General features: G+C 74.4%; 14 protein-coding genes and 1 tRNA gene. 5 read left to right on the top strand and 10 right to left on the bottom strand.

Features of this window, described 5'->3' with window-relative positions; translation table 11 throughout:
* Positions 1-20 precede the first annotated feature (20 nt).
* The 8 genes from OHT61_RS11740 to OHT61_RS11705 form a co-directional block, all read right to left on the bottom strand.
* Complete coding sequence (locus tag OHT61_RS11740) at positions 21-4,106, bottom strand: carboxypeptidase regulatory-like domain-containing protein (protein ID WP_443049611.1); 4,086 nt, start codon at positions 4,104-4,106, stop codon at positions 21-23.
* A 357-nt stretch (positions 4,107-4,463) separates the two neighbouring features.
* A tRNA-Lys gene (locus OHT61_RS11735) sits at positions 4,464-4,537 on the bottom strand.
* Positions 4,528-5,214 (bottom strand): hypothetical protein, encoded by a 687-nt coding sequence (locus OHT61_RS11730; RefSeq protein WP_329037570.1) that lies wholly within the window; start codon positions 5,212-5,214, stop codon positions 4,528-4,530. Before OHT61_RS11730 ends, OHT61_RS11735 begins: the two co-directional genes overlap by 10 nt.
* A 385-nt stretch (positions 5,215-5,599) precedes the next feature.
* The gene (locus OHT61_RS11725) at positions 5,600-5,941 is read right to left on the bottom strand and encodes a hypothetical protein (RefSeq protein ID WP_327118313.1); all 342 of its coding nucleotides are present in this window, start codon (positions 5,939-5,941) and stop codon (positions 5,600-5,602) included.
* Between the two features lie 73 nt (positions 5,942-6,014).
* Complete coding sequence (locus OHT61_RS11720) at positions 6,015-7,349, bottom strand: AAA domain-containing protein (protein WP_329037567.1); 1,335 nt, start codon at positions 7,347-7,349, stop codon at positions 6,015-6,017.
* Positions 7,346-8,965 carry a hypothetical protein gene (locus tag OHT61_RS11715; protein ID WP_329037565.1) on the bottom strand — a complete coding sequence of 540 codons (1,620 nt, stop codon included), beginning with the start codon at positions 8,963-8,965 and terminating at the stop codon, positions 7,346-7,348. The genes OHT61_RS11720 and OHT61_RS11715 overlap by 4 nt, the downstream gene beginning before the upstream one ends.
* A complete protein-coding gene (locus OHT61_RS11710) occupies positions 8,956-10,140 on the bottom strand; it encodes a hypothetical protein (RefSeq protein WP_443049407.1) in 1,185 nt (394 codons plus the stop codon). The genes OHT61_RS11715 and OHT61_RS11710 overlap by 10 nt, the downstream gene beginning before the upstream one ends.
* The gene (locus OHT61_RS11705; RefSeq protein WP_329037561.1) at positions 10,037-10,984 is read right to left on the bottom strand and encodes a phosphatase PAP2 family protein; all 948 of its coding nucleotides are present in this window, start codon (positions 10,982-10,984) and stop codon (positions 10,037-10,039) included. The genes OHT61_RS11710 and OHT61_RS11705 overlap by 104 nt, the downstream gene beginning before the upstream one ends.
* A 312-nt stretch (positions 10,985-11,296) precedes the next feature.
* On the opposite strand from OHT61_RS11705, the gene OHT61_RS11700 reads away from it, so the two are divergent.
* Complete coding sequence (locus tag OHT61_RS11700; protein ID WP_329037560.1) at positions 11,297-11,893, top strand: histidine phosphatase family protein; 597 nt, start codon at positions 11,297-11,299, stop codon at positions 11,891-11,893.
* A 144-nt stretch (positions 11,894-12,037) separates the two neighbouring features.
* Here OHT61_RS11700 and OHT61_RS11695 read toward each other — a convergent pair whose 3' ends face one another.
* The gene (locus OHT61_RS11695; protein WP_329037559.1) at positions 12,038-13,393 is read right to left on the bottom strand and encodes a tetratricopeptide repeat protein; all 1,356 of its coding nucleotides are present in this window, start codon (positions 13,391-13,393) and stop codon (positions 12,038-12,040) included.
* A gap of 242 nt (positions 13,394-13,635) precedes the next feature.
* Between OHT61_RS11695 and OHT61_RS11690 the strand changes: the two genes are divergently transcribed.
* Complete coding sequence (locus OHT61_RS11690; RefSeq protein ID WP_327118329.1) at positions 13,636-14,007, top strand: hypothetical protein; 372 nt, start codon at positions 13,636-13,638, stop codon at positions 14,005-14,007.
* A gap of 88 nt (positions 14,008-14,095) precedes the next feature.
* On the top strand, positions 14,096-14,983 hold the full coding sequence (locus tag OHT61_RS11685; RefSeq protein ID WP_329037556.1) for a spermidine synthase: 888 nt from the start codon (positions 14,096-14,098) through the stop codon (positions 14,981-14,983).
* Between the two features lie 6 nt (positions 14,984-14,989).
* On the opposite strand, the gene OHT61_RS11680 is transcribed toward OHT61_RS11685, so the two are convergent.
* Positions 14,990-15,535 (bottom strand): hypothetical protein, encoded by a 546-nt coding sequence (locus OHT61_RS11680; RefSeq protein WP_329037555.1) that lies wholly within the window; start codon positions 15,533-15,535, stop codon positions 14,990-14,992.
* 78 nt (positions 15,536-15,613) lie between these two features.
* On the opposite strand from OHT61_RS11680, the gene OHT61_RS11675 reads away from it, so the two are divergent.
* The gene (locus OHT61_RS11675) at positions 15,614-16,318 is read left to right on the top strand and encodes a response regulator transcription factor (protein WP_329037554.1); all 705 of its coding nucleotides are present in this window, start codon (positions 15,614-15,616) and stop codon (positions 16,316-16,318) included.
* Positions 16,315-17,778, top strand: coding sequence for a HAMP domain-containing sensor histidine kinase (locus tag OHT61_RS11670; RefSeq protein ID WP_329037553.1), 1,464 nt, complete (start codon positions 16,315-16,317; stop codon positions 17,776-17,778). Before OHT61_RS11675 ends, OHT61_RS11670 begins: the two co-directional genes overlap by 4 nt.
* Positions 17,779-17,814 lie beyond the last annotated feature (36 nt).

Below are 17,814 nucleotides of genomic sequence, written 5' to 3'. Positions count from 1 at the left end.
CGCCCCGCCCGTTCCGGTGGCTACTGCTTCTTCAGAGTGAAGTCGCCGGTGACGACCGCCCCCTTCGTGATCTTCAGGGTGGTGGCCACCGGCCGGTAGCCGTCCTTGGCGACGATGACCTGCAGCGGGTTGTTCCGGGCGTCCAGCCACAGGGAGTACGTGCCGTCGGCAGCCGTCCGGAGGGAGTAGCCCGCCGCCCAGCTGGTGATCTCGACGGTCGCGCCGGCGAGCGGCTTGGTGGTGCCGTCGCTCTGGACACCGCGGATCGTCCCGGTGATCTTGCCCCAGGTCTTCGGCGGGTCGACGTGCAGCGACACCGGGAGCTTCCGCATCCCGTACGGGGTGTCGTTGTCGAGCGTCAGCACGGCGGTGAAGTCACCCGGCTGGGCGACCTCGGGCACCGAGGCGTCCAGCGTGACGGCCACCGTCGCACTCGCCCCCGGCTGCAGCGTGAACCGCTTGGCATCCGTGCTCAGCCAGGTGACGTCGGTCTCCCCGCCCTGGTCGTAACCCGGCAGCAGCTCCACGGTCTTGCTGGGGGTGTACGGCGCGCTTCCGCCGCCGACCTTGTAGAGGCCGAGGCCCGCGCCGCCGCGGTACGTCGCCAGGTCGGCGTTGGGCAGTGCGGACCAGGCACCGGCCTCCGGGTCGAAGGCGAAGCCCTGGTTGGTGATCGCCTCGTGGGTGATACCGCTCGACATCACGAGCTGGTCGCCGGCCGCGGCGTAGGACGAACTCCACAGCGGGATGGGGAGGTCGGGAAGCGCCGTCCAGGAGTCGGCGCCCGGGTCGTAGACGTAGGCGTGGTCGCTCTCGCCGACGGAGTCGGCGTTGCCCCCGGCGCAGTACAGCTTGCCGTTGACACCGGCGCAGGACTCCCAGGAGGTCCGCTCCGGGTAGTCGGCGATCCGGGACCAGGTGTCGGCGCCGGGGTCGTAGGCGTACGCCTCGACGGTGCCGCAGCCGACGTCGCAGCCGCCCACGGTGTAGAGCTTGCCGTCGAGCGCCGCGTTGCCCTGCCCCGCGTAGGCCACGGGGGCCGGTGCCCCGGTGGTCCAGGTGTCGGTGCCGGGATCGTAGATCTCCAGCTCGGGGTCGGTGGTGCCGTCCGCGCGCCAGCCGCCGACGGCATAGAACCTGCCGTCGACGAACTGGCCCGAGGGCGCCTCCCGGCCGTCGGCCGCCGCGGCCGCCTCCGTCCAGGTGCCGACGACCGGGTCCAGGACGAACATCTTGCCGGTGACGCCGCGTCCGTCGAACCCGAAGGCGGAGTACACCTTGCCCTCGTGGGTGCCGACCGCGTTGCCGAGGACCGTCTCCGGGAGGTCGGGCGCGCTCTGCCAGGCGGAGCCGGAGGGGGCGGCGGGCGTCCGCCGGGCCGGTGCCGTGCCCTTCTTGCTCGCGTACGGGGAGAACTTCCCCTTGACGGTCTGCAGCGGAGCGCCGGCTCCCGCGGACTGGGGGTGGAAACCGCCCGACCGCTCGCCCACGGTGACCGATACGGGCGCGCCGCCGGTGTTCTTCACCGTCAGGTTCCGGGCGGCCGACTTCCCCCATCCGACGGTGGCGCCGACGGATTCCGGGTTCACCGTCAGCTGCCCGGCCCTGAGCTTGAAGGAGACCGGGACGGCACTGTCCGCGGCGACGGCCACGGTCTTCGTGAGCTGTGTGTAGCGGGGCCTTGCCGCGGTGACGTCATGCCTGCCCGTACCCGGCGAGAACAGGAGGTAGAGGCCGTCGTCGAGCGCGGGGTCGCCGGGGGTGGCGACCGTGGTCGTGGTCACCTTCGGGTCGTCCTTCGCGGTGACGGTGGCGCCGGCCAGGCCCTTGCCCGTGTTGGCGTCGGTCACCGTGCCGGTGACGAGACCGCCGGGCGTCGGGGCGTAGTCGCGGTTGCCGACGAAGACGTCGTCGATGCCCCACCACCACGCGAACTGGGTGACGAAGTGGAAGCGCACCCGGACGTCCGGCTCCCCGGCGAAGCCGGTGAGCGGGACCTCGATCCTCGCGTGGTCCGCGAAGCCCGCCGTCGTCCTCCACACGGTCTTCCAGGTGGCTCCGCCGTCGGAACTGGCGTCGGCCGAGATCGCGTCGTCCCCGGCCGCCCAGTACATGGCGCCGAAGGCGAGTTCGGGATCGGCCGTACCGGTGAGGTCGAAGGCGGGGCTGATCAGCTGGGAGTCGAAGGGCGACCCGATCGTGGCGTTGTCGGCGACGGCGAAGGCGCCGTCACCGCCGGTCTGGTTGCCCTGCCCGCCCGGGTCGTCGAACGCCCAGCCGCCCTCGGTGCCGTCGGCGTTGACGACCTTCCAGCCCTGGGGGGCCGAGTCGGTGGCGGCGAAGTGCTCGGTGGGTCCCGCCAGGTGCACGGCGTAGCCGGGCGCGGTGGCCTTCCAGGGATCGGCCGACAGCGGCACCTTCAGCGACTGGGGCGCGTCGCCGACCGTGACGGTCCTGGTCACGGGCGTGTAGCCGGGCAGGTAGGCCTCCGCGCGCAGCGTGTAGGCGTGCCCCTGCGGGAGGCTCAGCGTGAACGCGCCGGTGGCCGGGTCGGTCCACACCGGACCTCCGGGGACCCCGCTCACGGTGATCCTCGCGTACAGCGGCCAGTCGTGCCCCGAGCCGTCGGTGACCTTGCCGGAGACCGGCTGACTCGGTACGGGGGCCAGCGCGAAGTCCCGTTCCAGCGTGGTGCCGTCGGTGACGGCCACGTCCTCGGCGGTGCCGGTGGCGTAGCCGTAGGCGTCGGCGGTCACGTCGTGCGTGCCCACCGGGACGTCGAGGGTGTAACCCCCGTCGGCTCCGCTGCGGGTGGCGACGCCGTCACCGGTGCTGACCACGGCACCCGCGAGCGGCGTGCCCGTGGACCGGTCGGTCACGGTGCCGGACAGCGTCCCGTGCGGGCCGGCGCGGAAGGCACGCAGGCCGTCGGGGGTGCCCAGGCCCGTCGGGCCGTCGTATCCGACGGCGCCCGAGCACAGGTAGGCCGGGGCGCAGGTGCCGTTGCTGCCCCCGGTCACGTCGTTCAGGCCGGAACCCGCGTCGTAGGGATAGGAGTTGGGGTAGGTCCCGCCGGCAGGGGTGCCGGCGTTCGCGTAGACCGCGGCGATGATGGGGGCGCCGGCGCTCGTGCCGCCGTACTGCGCCCAGCCGCCGGCACCGTACGTCTGGTACACGGCGACGGGGGTGGCGGGGTCGGCGACCGCGGCGACGTCGGCGACCGCCCGGTTCTCGCAGCCGGTGTCCTTCTGGAAGGCCGGCTTCGGCTGGTAGAGCGAGCATCCCGACCCGGCGCCGTCCCAGACGGTCTCGGACCAGCCCCGCTCGGTGCCGCTGTCGGCGGTCAGCGAGGTGCCGCCCACGGCGGTCACGTGCGGCGACGCGGCCGGGTAGGACACGCCGTGTCCGAAGTCGCCGGAGGAGGCGACCATCGCCACGCCGGGGTGGTCGTAGTGGGCCTCCAACTCAGTCGAGTCGGAGGGGTCCTCACCGCTGCCGGAGCGGTAGTCGGTCCCGTAGGAATTGGAGACGAACCCGGCGCCCAGCTCCACCGCCTGGTCCACGGCGGCGCCGAGGTCCTCGAAGGTGGGGCTGTCGGCCTCGACGAGCAGGATGTGAGCGTTCGGGGCGATCGCGGAGACCATGTCGAGGTCGAGCGATATCTCCCCGGCCCAGTCGGGGTCGGGCTGCGGATAGCCGGTGCCGCCGCGCTGGTCGACCTTCCGGAAGCAGCCGTTGTCCGTGGTGCACGCGGGCAGGCCGTACTGCTCGCGGTAGACCGCCAGGTCGTCCTCGGCGGTCGGATCGTCGAACGCGTCGACGACGGCGATGGTCTGCCCCGCACCGCCGTCGTCGGGCAGGTTGTAGGCCGAACGCAGGTCGGCCGGTCCGAAGCCGCCCGGTGCAGTCGCCGTCCGCAGGCCCTTCGACGGCTGCACATCGGTGCGCCGCAGGGCGAAACAGGTGGCCTCGCCCTTCTTCGCGGCGCCGCAGGCCGCCTCGAAGGGCACCTCTGCGTCACCCGCCGCGGTGGCTGTGGCCGCAGTCGCGGCCGGGGGTGAGGGGTTCTGGGCCCAGGACGGTGTCTGGACTCCCAGCACCGCCACCGCGGCTGCGCCGAGCGCCGCCGTCCAGGTGACCAGTACCCGCCCGAAGGGCGGGCGGGATATACGTAAAGCGCGCAATGTCCGGCTCTCCTGTCAACACGCGAAGCAACGAACTCGTGAAGGTTCGGCGGCGATCCTGCTGCGGCCGGAGTCCATTAGCGGAGTGATCTTGCCTACGCGTCAACGTCCGTCGGGGCAGACAAAAGGGCCTGGTCGCGCGATGGTCCCGGCCCCGCGCACGCGACGGCCCGGCCCGATGCCGACGTATCCGGACATCGGGGCCCTCGACCGGTCCGGGGCCCGTGCCGGGCGCACGAAGAAGCCCCCTCGCTTCCGCGAGGGGGCTTCTTCCGTCTGTGCGCCGTCAGGGACTCGAACCCCGGACCCGCTGATTAAGAGTCAGCTGCTCTAACCAACTGAGCTAACGGCGCCTGGTGACGTCGTAGACATTAGCACCCGGATCGGCGGGAGGAAAAATCGAATATCCGGTGGTCGACGGGGCCGCCGACCTGCCCACACGTACGCACGCCCACAGAAGCACGTCCGGCCCCGGCAGCCAGGGGTTGCGGGTGTCCGGGGCGACCACCCAGCGGGGTCCGCCGGCTCCCGCGCCACCGGCCAGCGGCGGGACGGTGACCGCGTCGCCCGCGCCGTGGCAGAGCACGGGGGGCAGGGCGCCCTGCTGCTCCCGGGTGCCGTCTCCGGAGCCGGTGCCCCACTCCTCCCAGGCCAGCAGGGACGGGAGCCGCTGGGCGGTGCCCGGCGAGGCGAACAGCAGCATCCGGCCCCGGTGTGTGGCGACCGGGCCGGATCCGGGGCCCTCGGCCCAGAGCCGCTCCAGCATGCGCCGGCCGAACAGCGCGGGGACGTTCACGATGTCGAACGAGGATCCGCACGGCAGCACGCCCGGGGAGCCGGGGCTGGCCTCCCACCGGGACAGTGTGCTGCGGGGGTAGGCCGACGCGCCGGCCAGCCACGCGGCCCCCGAGGCGGTGACCTGAGCGGCCCGGTCGCCGGCCCGCTCCCGCAGCAGCGTGAAGATGTCCACCCCCTGGCGCGGGTCGGCACCGGTCCGCAGGGTCGTTTCGTCACTCAGCCAAGCGCTCATGTCGTCATGTCTACCGGGCGTGACGCTTCCGTTCCCGAGAGTCGCGGAAAGCCGGACAGGGCGAACACGGACGGAGTATCTTGCCCGACGGCATATGCCACGGGTGTACCCGCCGTCACGCGTACGGCCGTCACGTGCACCGCCCCCGCGTACACCCGTTGTCACGCGTCGCAGCCGTCACGGGCACTGCCCTTGAGCGCACCCGGTGTCCCGCGTCACAGCCGTCACAGCAGCCGGTCGTCGCGTGCACCGGTCGTCGCGCGCACCCGTCCTCACGTGCACCCGTCGTCACCGCCGTCACGTGCACGGTCGTCACGTCCACCGGTCGGCACGCGGCCGGGACCGCCCCCGTCCGGCCGGCGGCCGGGGTCCCGGGGCGGCGCGGTCAGGGCGCGGGGTTGTCCAGCAGGGATCTGCCGAACTCGATCATCTTCTTGGCGTAGTCCTCGGTCCACTCCGCCCGCTCCGCTATGTCGGCGGCGGTCAGCCGGTCGAACCTGCGCGGATCGGCGAGCTGGGCGGCCGCCACGGCCTGGAACTCCACGGCCCGGTCGGTGGCCGCCCGGAAGGCGAGCGTCAGCTCCGTCGCGCGGGCCAGCAGCTCCTTCGGATCGTCCATCGACTCCAGGTCGAAGAAGTGTTCCGGGTCGGCTGCCGCCGCGGACGGCTCGAAGAGCAGCGGCGCCGGACGCAGCCTCTGCCGCTCGTTCCGCTCGGGTTGTGCCATGTGGTGTTCCTTCCTCGTGCGGCCGGACGGCCACCTTCCATTGTCCAGCCGGGCGCAAGAGCGCTGCCCAGGATCAGGGCGACCAATGCACGCGATGCTCGGCGAGATGCGCCAGAACCGCGTGGTTCGCCTCCCAGCCGTCGGGGAACTTCACCGTCACGCCCAGCTGGACCGGCTCCGTCGACGGGTGCTCGTCCAGCAGGTCGGCCACCCCCTCCCGGCAGACCACCACGCACGCGTGCCGGTGCCGCGAGGCGAGCACGCACAGCCGGCCCGTCTCCAGGTGGAACGCCGTCGCGTCCGGGCGGCCCGACAGCGGATGCAGGACCACCGTCACGTCGAACTCACGGCCCTGGAGCCGGTTCGCCGTGTCCACCGCCACACCCGTCACACCCAGCTCGGCCAGCGCGGCCCGTACCGCCGCCGCCTGGTCGCGGTGGGCCGTGCCGACCGCGACCCGCTCCGCCGTCACCGGAACCGGGTCCGGGCCGCGCTCGCTCGTCGCCGCGCCGCCCCGGTCCAGCAGCCTGCGCACCACCAGGGCCACCGCCCGCACGGCCTCCGGGTCCGTACGCGGGGTGTGCCGGGCCGGGAGCTCCAGCAGCCCCCACCCGGACTCCGCGGCCTCGTCCAGCACCCGGTCGGGGCCCGACCCGTCCGAGGGCACACCGAACGACAGCCGCCGGTCGCCGTGGTCCGTCCCGCTGCGGAAGGGCGTGTACGGGTAGAAGGCGCCCGAGACCAGCGGGGCCGCCGACGCCGGGAGCCGCCACGACACCGGCAGGCGGTGCTGGGGCAGCTGGGGGTTGTGGGCGAGCAGCGTCGAGACGGCGCTCGCCGAGGGGTCGTACGACAGGCCGGCCCACTGGTCCGCGCCCACGATCGAGAAGGGATCGAGCTGCCCCGGGTCCCCGACGAACAGCGCCCGCTCGAACAGCCCGGCCACGGCCAGCAGGGCGTCCGACCGCATCTGGTACGCCTCGTCGACGATCGCGTGCCCCCACGGCTCCACGTTCTTCACGTGGGCCCACTTGGCCGCCGTCGAGATCACGATGTCCAGTCCGGCCAGATCCGCCGCCTTCGCCGACTTCCGCACGTGGTCCAGGCCGTCCAGCGCCTTGTCGTACGGATCGGAGTCGCTGCTGTGCAGGCGGCCCACCGGGAGGTCCGGGGCCTTCTCCGCCAGCCGCAGCACCAGGTCGTCCACCTGGGCGTTGGTCTGCGCGACCACCATCAGAGGGCGTCCGGCCGCCGCGAGCTCCAGCGCGGCACGCACCACCAGCGTCGACTTGCCCGCGCCCGGCGGGGAGTCCACCACGATGCCGCGCGACGTGCCGCGCAGAGTGTCACCGAGGATCGCGGCGGTCGCTTCCGCGGCGGCGGCGCCCGGGTCGGTCACGGCTGTCACAGGAGGTCCTCCGCGGTCACGGGGTCGGGCTGCTCCGGCGGTCCGCCGGGCGGGCCGCCGTGCGTCCACGGGGTGTCGTCCGGGTCGGGCAGCTTCGGGCCGCCCCGCTGGTCGTGCTCGAACAGGGTCCAGGCGATCCGGTCGCCCGGCTCGGGCAGCGAACCCGGGGCGGGCTCCTTGCCGCGCCCCATGCGGTCGGTGATCCGCAGGACGAGGTGCACGGCCTCCGCGTCCTGCGCGCCCCCGGAGTCCGCCGCCTCGGCGTGCCCCGCGAACTCCGCCGTCTGCGGCTTGCCCTCCAGCGAGCGGTACACCTTGGTCCGCTCGCCGAGATGCGGGCGTTCGGTGGTGCGCACGGTGACCAGCGGGCGCGGCGACGGCCGCTTCGACTCGCTGTACGCCATCCGCACCTCCGTCACCTCCCCGACGAACGCCTCGCCCGCGAGCCGGCGCCCGGCGAGCACCAGCGGGTCGTCCAGAGCCTCCTGGGCGTCCAGCTGGGCCTGCGCCGTCTCCCGCGAGGCCAGCTTCTGCGCCGCCGTCACCGCGTCGTCCCGGCGCGGCTGCGGCGGCTCACCCGCGCGCACACGGTCCCGGTGCGCGGTGAAGGACCAGCGGTCCCGCGTCCAGCGGTCCTCGGCCCTGGACCCCTCCGGAAGCTCCCGCAGCAGGTCCAGCCCCCGCCACACGGCGTCCCACGTGGGCAGCAGCACCCCGGAGAGGAGCGACCTGATGTCCCGCTCGGCGGCGGCCAGTTCGCCGAGCCGGGCGTCGGCCGAGAGGCCGTCCTCGGCCGCCGCGAGCGCCGTGCGCGCCCGGTCGAACCGCTCGATCGCGGGTGCCAGCAGCTTGTTGTCGAACGCCGGGTCCGTCGCCGGACCCGCCGGGGGCCAGACCAGCTGGCCGGCCCGGTCCCGGTCCAGCTCCGCCCGCAGCGCCGCCTCCGCCCCGGACGCGCCGGCCGGCGGGTCGACCCAGGCGAGCAGCGCGCCGAGGTGCTGGTCCTCCAGGCTGCTCTGCCCCGTCGCCCAGTGGCGGTTGAGCAGATCGGTCGTGGCGAGCAGCAGCGACGAACCGGGGACCCGCGCCCGCTCGCCGTAGTGCGTCAGCCAGCGCCCGAGCAGGGGCACGCGGGCGGGTGCCGGATACGGCGTGTCCGGGTCGTCCTCCACCGTGCGGCGGAAGCGCATGGACCGGCCGAGCAGCCGCACGAAGTCGATGCCCGCCCGGCTGGGAACCACCAGCTGGGCAGCGTCCGAGCAGAGTTCGACCTCGACCTTGACCTTCTTGCCGGTCTCCGGATCGGTCTCCGCGCGCTCGGCGGGCTCGACGGCGTCCGCGTGGGACTCGATGTGCGGGAGCACCGCCTCGGCCAGTTCGGCGAGGAAGGCGAACCGCAGGTCGCGGTCGCGCGGCTGTGCCACCACCAGCAGCCGGGGCGCCGCGCGGTCCGTGCCGACGAGCGCGCCGAGCGGGGCGCCGGCCTCACCGGCGGTGGTCAACGGCACGAGCACGAGCGGCTCGTCGGCCAGATGGCGGTGGCGCACGGTCGCCAGCGGCTGGGCCCGCCCGCTGTCCACCGCCTCGAGCCGGGCCAGTGTGGTGATCAGCGACATGCGGCGCCGTCCCTCGCGCTCCCGAGTGCTTCGGCCCGCAGCGCGGCGGCCCGGCGCAGGGCCGCGACCGTCGGGTCGGCGGGGTCGCCCTCCTTGCCGGCCGCGGCGGCCAGCACCCCGGCGACGGTCGTCAGGCCCCCGAGCTCGCCCCGCACGCTCCGGCCCAGTGACTCCACCGCGCCCCGTTCCCGTGCCTTCGCCCGGCAGTGGAAGGCCAGCTCGCAGGCGGCGAGGCACTCTGGTGCGTACGCCGCGGGGACCGCCTCCACTGCGGTGCCGAGCTCCTCGGGGGTGCGGTCGGGGGCGAAGGTCGTGCCCTCGGGGAGCGCCGCCGCGATGTCCTCGACGCGGGTGAGCCGGGTCAGCTGGCGCAGGGTGACGGCGCGCTGCTTGCGCACGTCCACGACCGAGGCGGTCGGCAGGTTGGAGAAGTCCTTCGGGCAGACCAGCAGGACCCGGTGCCCGACCCGGGCGCCCTCGGTCACCGCGGCCACCCGCTCCAGGGCGAGGACGTAGACGGCGGACTGGCGGGCGGCCGCTCCGACCTTCGCGGCGTCCGCCGAGGCGTCGATCATGGGGAAGGACTTGATCTCGACGACCGTCCAGGTGCCGTCGGGGTGCACCACCACGGCGTCGGGTTCCAGATAGGCGGGGGAGCCCGCCACCTCCAGGGCCAGCATCGGATGGTCCAGCAGCGCCCAGCCGCCGGCCTCGGTGGCCTCCCGGAGCGCCAGCGCCGTACGCGCGGCCCGTCCCTCGGGCCCGGCGGCCGTCAGGTCGGGGACCGAGGCCTCACCGGGGGAGTCCGCCCCGTCACCGAGGCGCTCGAAGAGCAGGCGCAGCAGCTCCGTGCCGCCGTCCGCCTTGACCTTCGCCTCGAAGGCGTTGCCCCGGACGAACGCGAACTGCGACTGGCCGAACGTGGCGCCCGAGCCGAGAGCGGTGGCCAGCCCGGCCTTGTCGACACCCGCGCCGTCGAGCAGCGCGCGTCGCCTGCACCCCGGGTTCGCGGCGAGCGCGGCCAGGGCGCGTGCGTCGAGCGGATGCGGCGCGACGGACGGTCCGCGCAGCTCAGCGAGCCGCTGCCGGAGCGTCGTCGCTGGCCTGGGCCGCGAAGCCGGTGCTCGCGTCAATGGAATCTGCGGAGGGGGTCCGCCTGCCGGGTATTCGCTCACCCGCGGAAGTCTTGCATCCGTCACTGACAATCGTGGATCTCATGGGGACGGCGACGGCCGGGGGCCGGGCGAACAGGGCCGCGACCCTGCCCTTCACGCCGTCCGCGATCCACATGAACGGCCTGGTCAGCAGCGCACCCACGGCCATCACGGCGGCACCGGCCACGGCGTCGAGGAAATAGTGGTTGGCCGTGCCCATGACGACGAGGACGGTGAGCAGGGGGTAGGCGACGCCGGCCGCCCGGACGAGCGGGTGGCGGCCGTGGCGCCACAGCAGCACGCCGCACCACAGGGCCCAGCCGACGTGGAGGCTCGGCATCGCCGCGTACTGGTTGGTCATTCCGCTGAGTCCGCGCGGGGCGCTCGCGCCGGCGCCCCACCAGCCGTACGCGCTGTACTGGGCCATCGTGTCGACGAAACCGTGGTGGGCGTCGAGCAGCCGGGGCGGGCAGGTCGGCATCAGCGTGAAGCCGACGAGGCCGAGGAGCGTGGAGGTCATCAGCCAGGTGCGGGCCGCGCGGTAGACCGCGGTCCGGCGGCGGAACAGCCAGATCAGCACGGCCGGGGTGACGAGGTAGTGCAGTGAGGCGTACGCGAAGTCGGCGGGTATGCCCAGGGAGGGGTGGGCGGTGAGCAGCCGGTTGAGGGGGTGCTCGGCGTTCAGGTGGAGTGACTTCTCCAGGCGGAGTATCGCGAGCCCGTGTTCCACGGCCGCGGGCACGTCCTCCCTGACCAGGAGCCGTCCCGCCGAGTACAGCCCGTACACCACCGCTATCAGCGGGAGCTCCGTCCACCAACGGGGCCGGGGACCGGAGGACGGTGTCGCGGTGGTGGCGTGCGGCATCCGGTGGCTCTCCCCAGGTTCATGCGGTCGACGGCGGGCGTTCAACCGTACGGCGGTCGTGTGCCTTGTTCTCCCCCGGGGGCGCCCCCTGCGAACGCCCCTGCTCGTGCGAGGGGAGGGACGCCGGGACCGCCCCGCGGGTTGCCCGTGGAGCATGTGCGGGATGATGGAGCGGGGCCCTCGCCCGCATCCGTCCCCCACCGGTTGCCCGCGATCGCCGCTCCGAAGCTGTCCCGGACACCGCTGTCCCGGACCCGTCAGATCCTAGGGTCCCCGGATCATCGGATCTCAGTATTTTTCAGGGAGAGCCGTATGGCACCGCGCATCCTGCTCGCCCGGCACGGCCAGACACAGTGGTCGGTGCAGGGCAATCACACCGGCAGGACCGACATCCCCCTCCTCGACGCCGGTCGTGAGGGCGCCAAGCTGCTCGGCGAGCGGCTGCACCGGCAGCCCTGGGGAGGCCTGCCCGGGGTGGAGGTGCGGACCAGCCCGCTCGTCCGGGCCGCCGAGACGTGCGCACTCGCGGGCTTCGGGGACCGCGCCGAGCCGTGGGACGCGCTCATGGAGTGGGACTACGGCGACTACGAGGGCCTGACCCCCGCGCAGATCAAGGCGGACCGGCCCGACTGGCTCATCTGGCGCGACGGGGTCCCCGGCGGCGAGACGACGGCCGAGCTCGCGGCCCGGGCCGACGAGGTCGTGGCGTGGGCGCGGTCCTCCGACCGCGACGTGCTGGTCTTCGCCCACGGGCACATCCTGCGGGCCCTGGGCGCGCGGTGGCTGGGCGAGGACGTGTCCTTCGCCGCGCGGATCCGCCTGGAGCCGACCTCGCTGTCGGTGCTCGGCTGGGCGTACGGCCTTCCCGCCCTGGAACGCTGGAACGACACGGGTCACCTGGACCGCTGAGGGCTGTCCCGTAGCCGGGCCCCCGCCCCGGCGCTCCACGGCGGGGCGGGACGGATCTCGCGCACCGGAGCCGGGGCTCGCGGGACCGCTCACGCGCGCCGGGATCGGGACCGCTCACGCGCGCCGGGGCCGGCGGAGGCCGGCTCAGGCGCTGGGCGGGAGCTCCTCGTAACGGGCCAGCAGCGCCGCCACCTCCGGGCCGCCGCGCGGCCTCAGCACGCGTACGGCGCTCGCCAGCATCCCCCTGATACGGGAGGACTGGACCCGGTCGAGCAGATCCAGCACCTGGTGCCCCGCGGCCGCCGCCTCGTCCGCCGTGCCCGCGCGCGCCAGGTCACCGGCCAGCTGGGCCCGGTACAGCGCGAGGTTCCGGGTGAAGTGCGGGTCCTGCAGCCGGGTGGCCCGCCGGGCGTGGCGTGCGGCCCTCGGCCAGTCGCCCAGGGCGGACCAGCACTGCGCCTCCAGCAGTTCGAGCTCCGCCTCCCGGAAGAAGCTCATCCACTCCGGGTCCGCGTCGCACGGCCCCCGGCCGAACGCCGTGCGGGCCCGGCCGATCGCCTGTTCGCACCCCGTACGGTCCCCGAGCCACGCCCGGGCACCCGCCTCCCGCAGCGCGAGCAGGGCCAGCAGCCGCGGGGAGCCGAGCGGACCGGCCGCGCGCTGCCCGGCCTCCGCCGCCCGGACCGCCTCCCGGGCCCGTCCCGTGTCGCGGGCCAGGAACGAGGCGTTGCAGAACGCGTGCGCCTCCAGCGCGGCGTCGCCGGCCAGCCTGGCCGTGGCGAGCGCCTCCGCGTAGTGGGACCGGGCGTCGTCGAAGCGCCCCGAGTCGTGGGCCAGCCAGCCCACCGAGATCGCCAGCTCACCGGCGCCGGCGTGCAGCCGGTCGACGGTGCTGCGGCGGCTCGCCGTCCCCGAGTCGAGCAGCGCGTACGCGGCCCGCAGGGGCTGGGAGGCGCGGCGGTAGAGCCCGTCGGCGCCGTGCCGGTCGTCCAGCAGCCGGATCTGGCGGACCGCCTTCTCGACGGCGCTGACCTCGGCCTCGCCGACCCGGCGCTGGGCGGGGACGCCGAGGGGGCCCGCCGCGGCGGACCGGCCGCCCAGGCCCAGGGACGCGGCCGCCATCGTGGCGGTACCGCTGGTCATGAACACGCGACGCAGCACGTCGCTCTCCTCGTGGATGTCACTGTCGAGCGCGGGGGGTGTGGTGGGAGGGGGTACGGACGCGCTGCGGGCCCCCCGGCCGCGCACGCTCTCACGGTCCGAGAAGCCCAGGTCCGCCAGGGTCGCCCCGGGGAACATGTGCAGGAACACCCGTTCGTACGCGTAGTTGGGGCAGCGGATCTCGCCGGACTCCACGCGTCCGATGTACCGGGCGTCGCACGCGACCTGTTCACCGATCTCGCGGGCGGCCCTGCGGACCGCCGCCGCGAACTCACCCGCGGAGCGCTGTGCGCGCAGCCGCCGGAAGACGAGGTTGGGAACTGCCCGTGTCGACACCATGGCGGGGCCCTCTCTGGCGCAGCCGGGCTCCTGCTTCCGGTGTCCCGGCGGAGCAAGAACGTACCTGCTGTGACGGACTCCGTACGCTGCGTTTACCTATAAACCGGACATCTCACCCGTGATCCGCCATGAACTGCCACCCTTTGCGGCGGCGTGCCGCCGTAGCCCTTGACGCCGTCGGCGCGTTGGTCCATGTGGCGACGGGGCGTGGCCCGGTCTCGAGACGAGAAGGAGGGGTTCCCTTGCCGCACACGGGCTCGGAATCCACACCGTGCGACCTGGTCACCGTCCCGGCGCGTCAGGGACTGGAAGCAGTGGACATCCTGCGCAGGGGCTCGGACCACGAGGCCGTCGGCCCCGTCCTTCACGACGGGGCGTGCGCCGTCCTCGGCTTCCTCGTGCCGCCCGGGACCGCCGAGGCGTGGGACGTGCCCGGCAGCGCCTGTACGAGGACGGACGGCCGGGGCCTGCGCGTCCCCGCCGAGCCGCCCGTCACCGGCGGCGGCTGGCTCCTGCCGCCGGCTGCGGAGGCCCCGGTCACCGACCCCGCCGTCCTGCGGGCCGCCCTCGACCAGGCGGCCCGGCTGATCGAGGCGGCCGACAACTGCCGCTGAGCCATAATGAACGGGTGGGCGGAACCCCGCCCGCAGCCGGACACCCCCAGGTGACCGGCCCGGACCCGGTGGACGAGGACGAGCGCGCGTGGCACGTCGAGGAGCGGGCGCAGGCGCGGGTGACCGCAAGCGCTCCGAGCGCCGGCAGGAGCCCGTCGCCGAGACCGTGGACGGCGGCCTCGCCGAACTCGTCCCGGACCGGGAGCGCCCCCGCGCGTGGACGCTGCTCGTGGACGGCGCCCCGCAGTCCCACGTGGACCTGGACGATCCCGCGTACCTCTCGTTCGAGTACCAGCGGCGGCTCGGCCACGTCATCGACCTCGCCGCGCCCCCCGGACGCCCCCTCCAGGCGGTCCACCTCGGCGGCGGGGCCTTCACCCTCGCCCGCTACCTCGCCGCGAGCCGCCCCCGCTCCACCCAGCAGGTCGTCGAACTGGACGCGCGCCTCGTCCAGTTCGTCCGCCGCGAACTGCCCCTCGATCCGCAGGCCCGCATACGGGTGCGCTCCATGGACGCCCGTGAGGGCCTCGGCAAGGTCCAGGACGGCTGGGCGGACCTCGTGATCGCCGACGTGTTCAGCGGCGCCAGGACCCCCGCGCACCTCACCTCCGCCGAGTTCCTGACCGAGGTGCGCCGGGTGCTGAAGCCCGGCGGCCAGTACGCCGCCAACCTCGCCGACGGCCCGCCGCTGGCCCACCTGCGCGGCCAGATCGCCACAGCCGCCTCGCTCTTCCCGGAGCTGGCCCTCGCGGCGGACCCGACCGTCTGGCGCGGCCGCCGCTTCGGCAACGCCGTGCTCGTCGCCTCCGGCCTGCCGATCGCCGTCGCCGAACTGACCCGCCGGATCGCCGGCGACCCGCACCCCGGCCGCGTCGAACACGGCCGTGCGCTCACCGACTTCACCGGCGGCGCCGCCGCCGTCACCGACGCCGACGCCAAGGCGTCCCCGGCGCCGCCGCCCGGCACCTTCACCTGAGCGCGCTCACTGGTCGACGGTCTCCACGACCGGCGGATGGCCGTTCCACGTGCAGAACACGGACACCGTCGCCCCCGCGCCGTCGCCGAAGTCCACGCGGATCCACTCCGGGTTCGTCCACACCTGCATCGACCAGCCCTGCTCGGGCGTGGCGGAGACCAGCGTCGCCGCGTCGTCCCGCAGTTCCAGGACGACCCGGCCGCCCCGCGTCGGGTAGCTCTTCACGTCGCCCGACGCGGCCGAGGGCTTCGGGGGTTCCGGGGACTTCGCCGGTCCCGGCGCCGCGGAGGGCGGCGCGGCGGACGGCCGCCGGGAGGGCCGGGCCGAGGGCTCGGCGCGAGTCGCCGCGGGGGTCGGCGAGGGCGGTGACGCCCGGTGCGTGGAGGACGAGACCGGTTCGTCCGCCGCCCGCGCGCCCACCGAGATCGGCACGGCACGCGGAGGGTCGTACACCGTCCCCGACATCACCGTGTGCACGCCCCACCACGACAGGGTCACCGCCGCCCCCGTGGCGAGCGACCACGCCAACGCGTGTACGAATCCTCGTTGCATCGGGCACATCCTGCACCACCCGCCCCGGTGCTGTCCCGGACGGGACCGGGTTCCTCCGTATGGGTTACGGTGCGGCGCATGCCTAGTGTGCTCGTGGTCGAGGACGACCAGTTCGTACGTTCCGCCCTCATCCGGCACCTGACCGAGGCCTCCCACACGGTGCGGAGCGTCGGGACCGCGCTCGAAGCGCTGCGCGAGGTCGCCCACTTCCGCTTCGACGTCGTCATCCTCGACCTCGGGCTCCCCGACCTCGACGGCGCCGAGGCGCTGAAGATGCTGCGGTCCATCACCGACGTGCCCGTGATCATCGCGACGGCGCGGGACGACGAGGCCGAGATCGTGCGGCTGCTCAACGACGGCGCCGACGACTACCTGACCAAACCGTTCTCGGTGGAGCACCTCTCCGCCCGGATGGCAGCCGTGCTGCGCAGGACCCGCGGGCCCGGCGGCCAGGCGCAGCCCCCGCGCGTCCTCCAGGTCGGCGGACTCTCCATCGACCCGCTGCGCCGGCAGGCCGAACTCGACGGCACGGCCCTGGACCTGACCCGGCGCGAGTTCGACCTGCTGGCCTTCCTCGCGGGCCGCCCCGGCGTCGTCGTACCGCGCCGCGAACTGCTGGCCGAGGTCTGGCAGCAGTCCTACGGCGACGACCAGACCATCGACGTCCACCTGTCCTGGCTGCGGCGCAAGCTGGGCGAGACGGCCGCCCGGCCGCGCTACCTGCACACCCTGCGCGGCGTCGGCGTCAAGCTCGAACCCCCGGCCTCGGGGCAGCCCGCATGAGATGGGCGCTGGTCAAGGTGTGCCTGGCCGTCACGGCCATGGTCGTGATCGCCTTCGCCGTGCCGCTCGGCCTCGTCATCAAGGAGATGGCCCGGGACCGGGCGTTCTCCGACGCCGAACGGCAGGCCGCCACCATCGGCCCCACCCTCACCATCACCACCGACCGCGAGGAGCTGACCCGCGCCGTCCTGTCCACCGACCCGGGCGGCCGGGGCCGGCTCGCCGTGCACGTCCCCGTGACCGAACCGGGGGGCACCCGCCTGGAGATCGGCACCCGCCGGGCCACCCGCGAGGACGTGGAGACGGTGGGCAGGACGGGCCGCGCGTCGATCGCCGAGGTGCGCGGCGGCTCCGTCCTGCTCCAGCCCACCGCACTGGGCTCGGGCGGCATCGCCGTCGTGGAGGTCTTCGTCGCGGAGGACGACGTGTCCAACGGGGTCGGCACCGCCTGGCTGGTGCTCGCCGGGGTGGGGATCGCGCTGATCGTCGGCTCGGTGGCCGTCGCCGACCGGCTCGGCGTACGCATGGTCGAGCCCGCCCAGCGCCTCGCGGGCGCCGCGCAGGACCTGGGCGAGGGGCGGCTCGGCACCAGGGTGCCCGAGGGCGGGCCCGCCGAACTCCACTCCGCGGCCGTGGCGTTCAACTCGATGGCCGACCAGGTGGTCCAGCTCCTGGCAAACGAGCGGGAACTCGCCGCCGACCTGTCGCACCGGCTCCGCACCCCGCTGACCGTCCTCCGCCTGAACGCGGCCTCGCTGGGCGAGGGCCCGGCCGCCGACCAGACCCGGGCCGCGGTCGAGCAACTGGAGCGCGAGGTCGACACGATCATCCGCACCGCGCGCGAGCAGCGCCCGCAGACCCAGGGCGGCCCGCCGGGTCCCGGAGCCGGGTGCGACGCGTCCGAGGTCATCCGGGAGCGCATGGGGTTCTGGTCGGCGCTGGCCGAGGACGAGGGGCGCACCGTGCGTCTGGCCGGGGTGGACCGCACCGTGCGCATCCCGGTGGCCCGGCCCGAACTGGCCGCCGCGCTGGACGCGTTGCTCGGCAACGTCTTCCGCCACACCCCGGAGGGGACCGCCTTCGCCGTCGACGTGCACCACGGCGGCGACGCGGTGCTCGTGCTCGTCTCGGACGCCGGCCCCGGCATCCCCGATCCGGCGGCCGCCCTCGCCCGCGGGGCCAGCGGACGCGACGGGTCGCGGGACGCCGTGGGCTCGACCGGACTCGGCCTCGACATCGTGCGGAGGGTCGCCGAGTCCACCGGCGGCGACCTGCGGATCGGGCGTTCCGTGCTCGGCGGCACGGAGGTGCGCATCTGGATCGGGCTCGACGGCGGGCCGGCCGAACGTACCCGCCGCGGGCACCGGGTGGGCGGACGGGGCGGCAAGCGGCAGCGACGCCCGGTGAGCGGCCGGAACACAGAGTTCCGGAGCTCCTCGGGTGCGGGGCCCGATCTTTAACCGGCGCCGATGGGCTCCTTAAGCGAACCCTAAGAA

The sequence above is a fragment of the Streptomyces sp. NBC_00178 genome (genome assembly GCF_036206005.1).
Lineage (GTDB): Bacteria > Actinomycetota > Actinomycetes > Streptomycetales > Streptomycetaceae > Streptomyces.
Note: the sequence above shows the minus strand (reverse complement) of the source record. Positions and strands in the feature narration are given on the sequence as shown.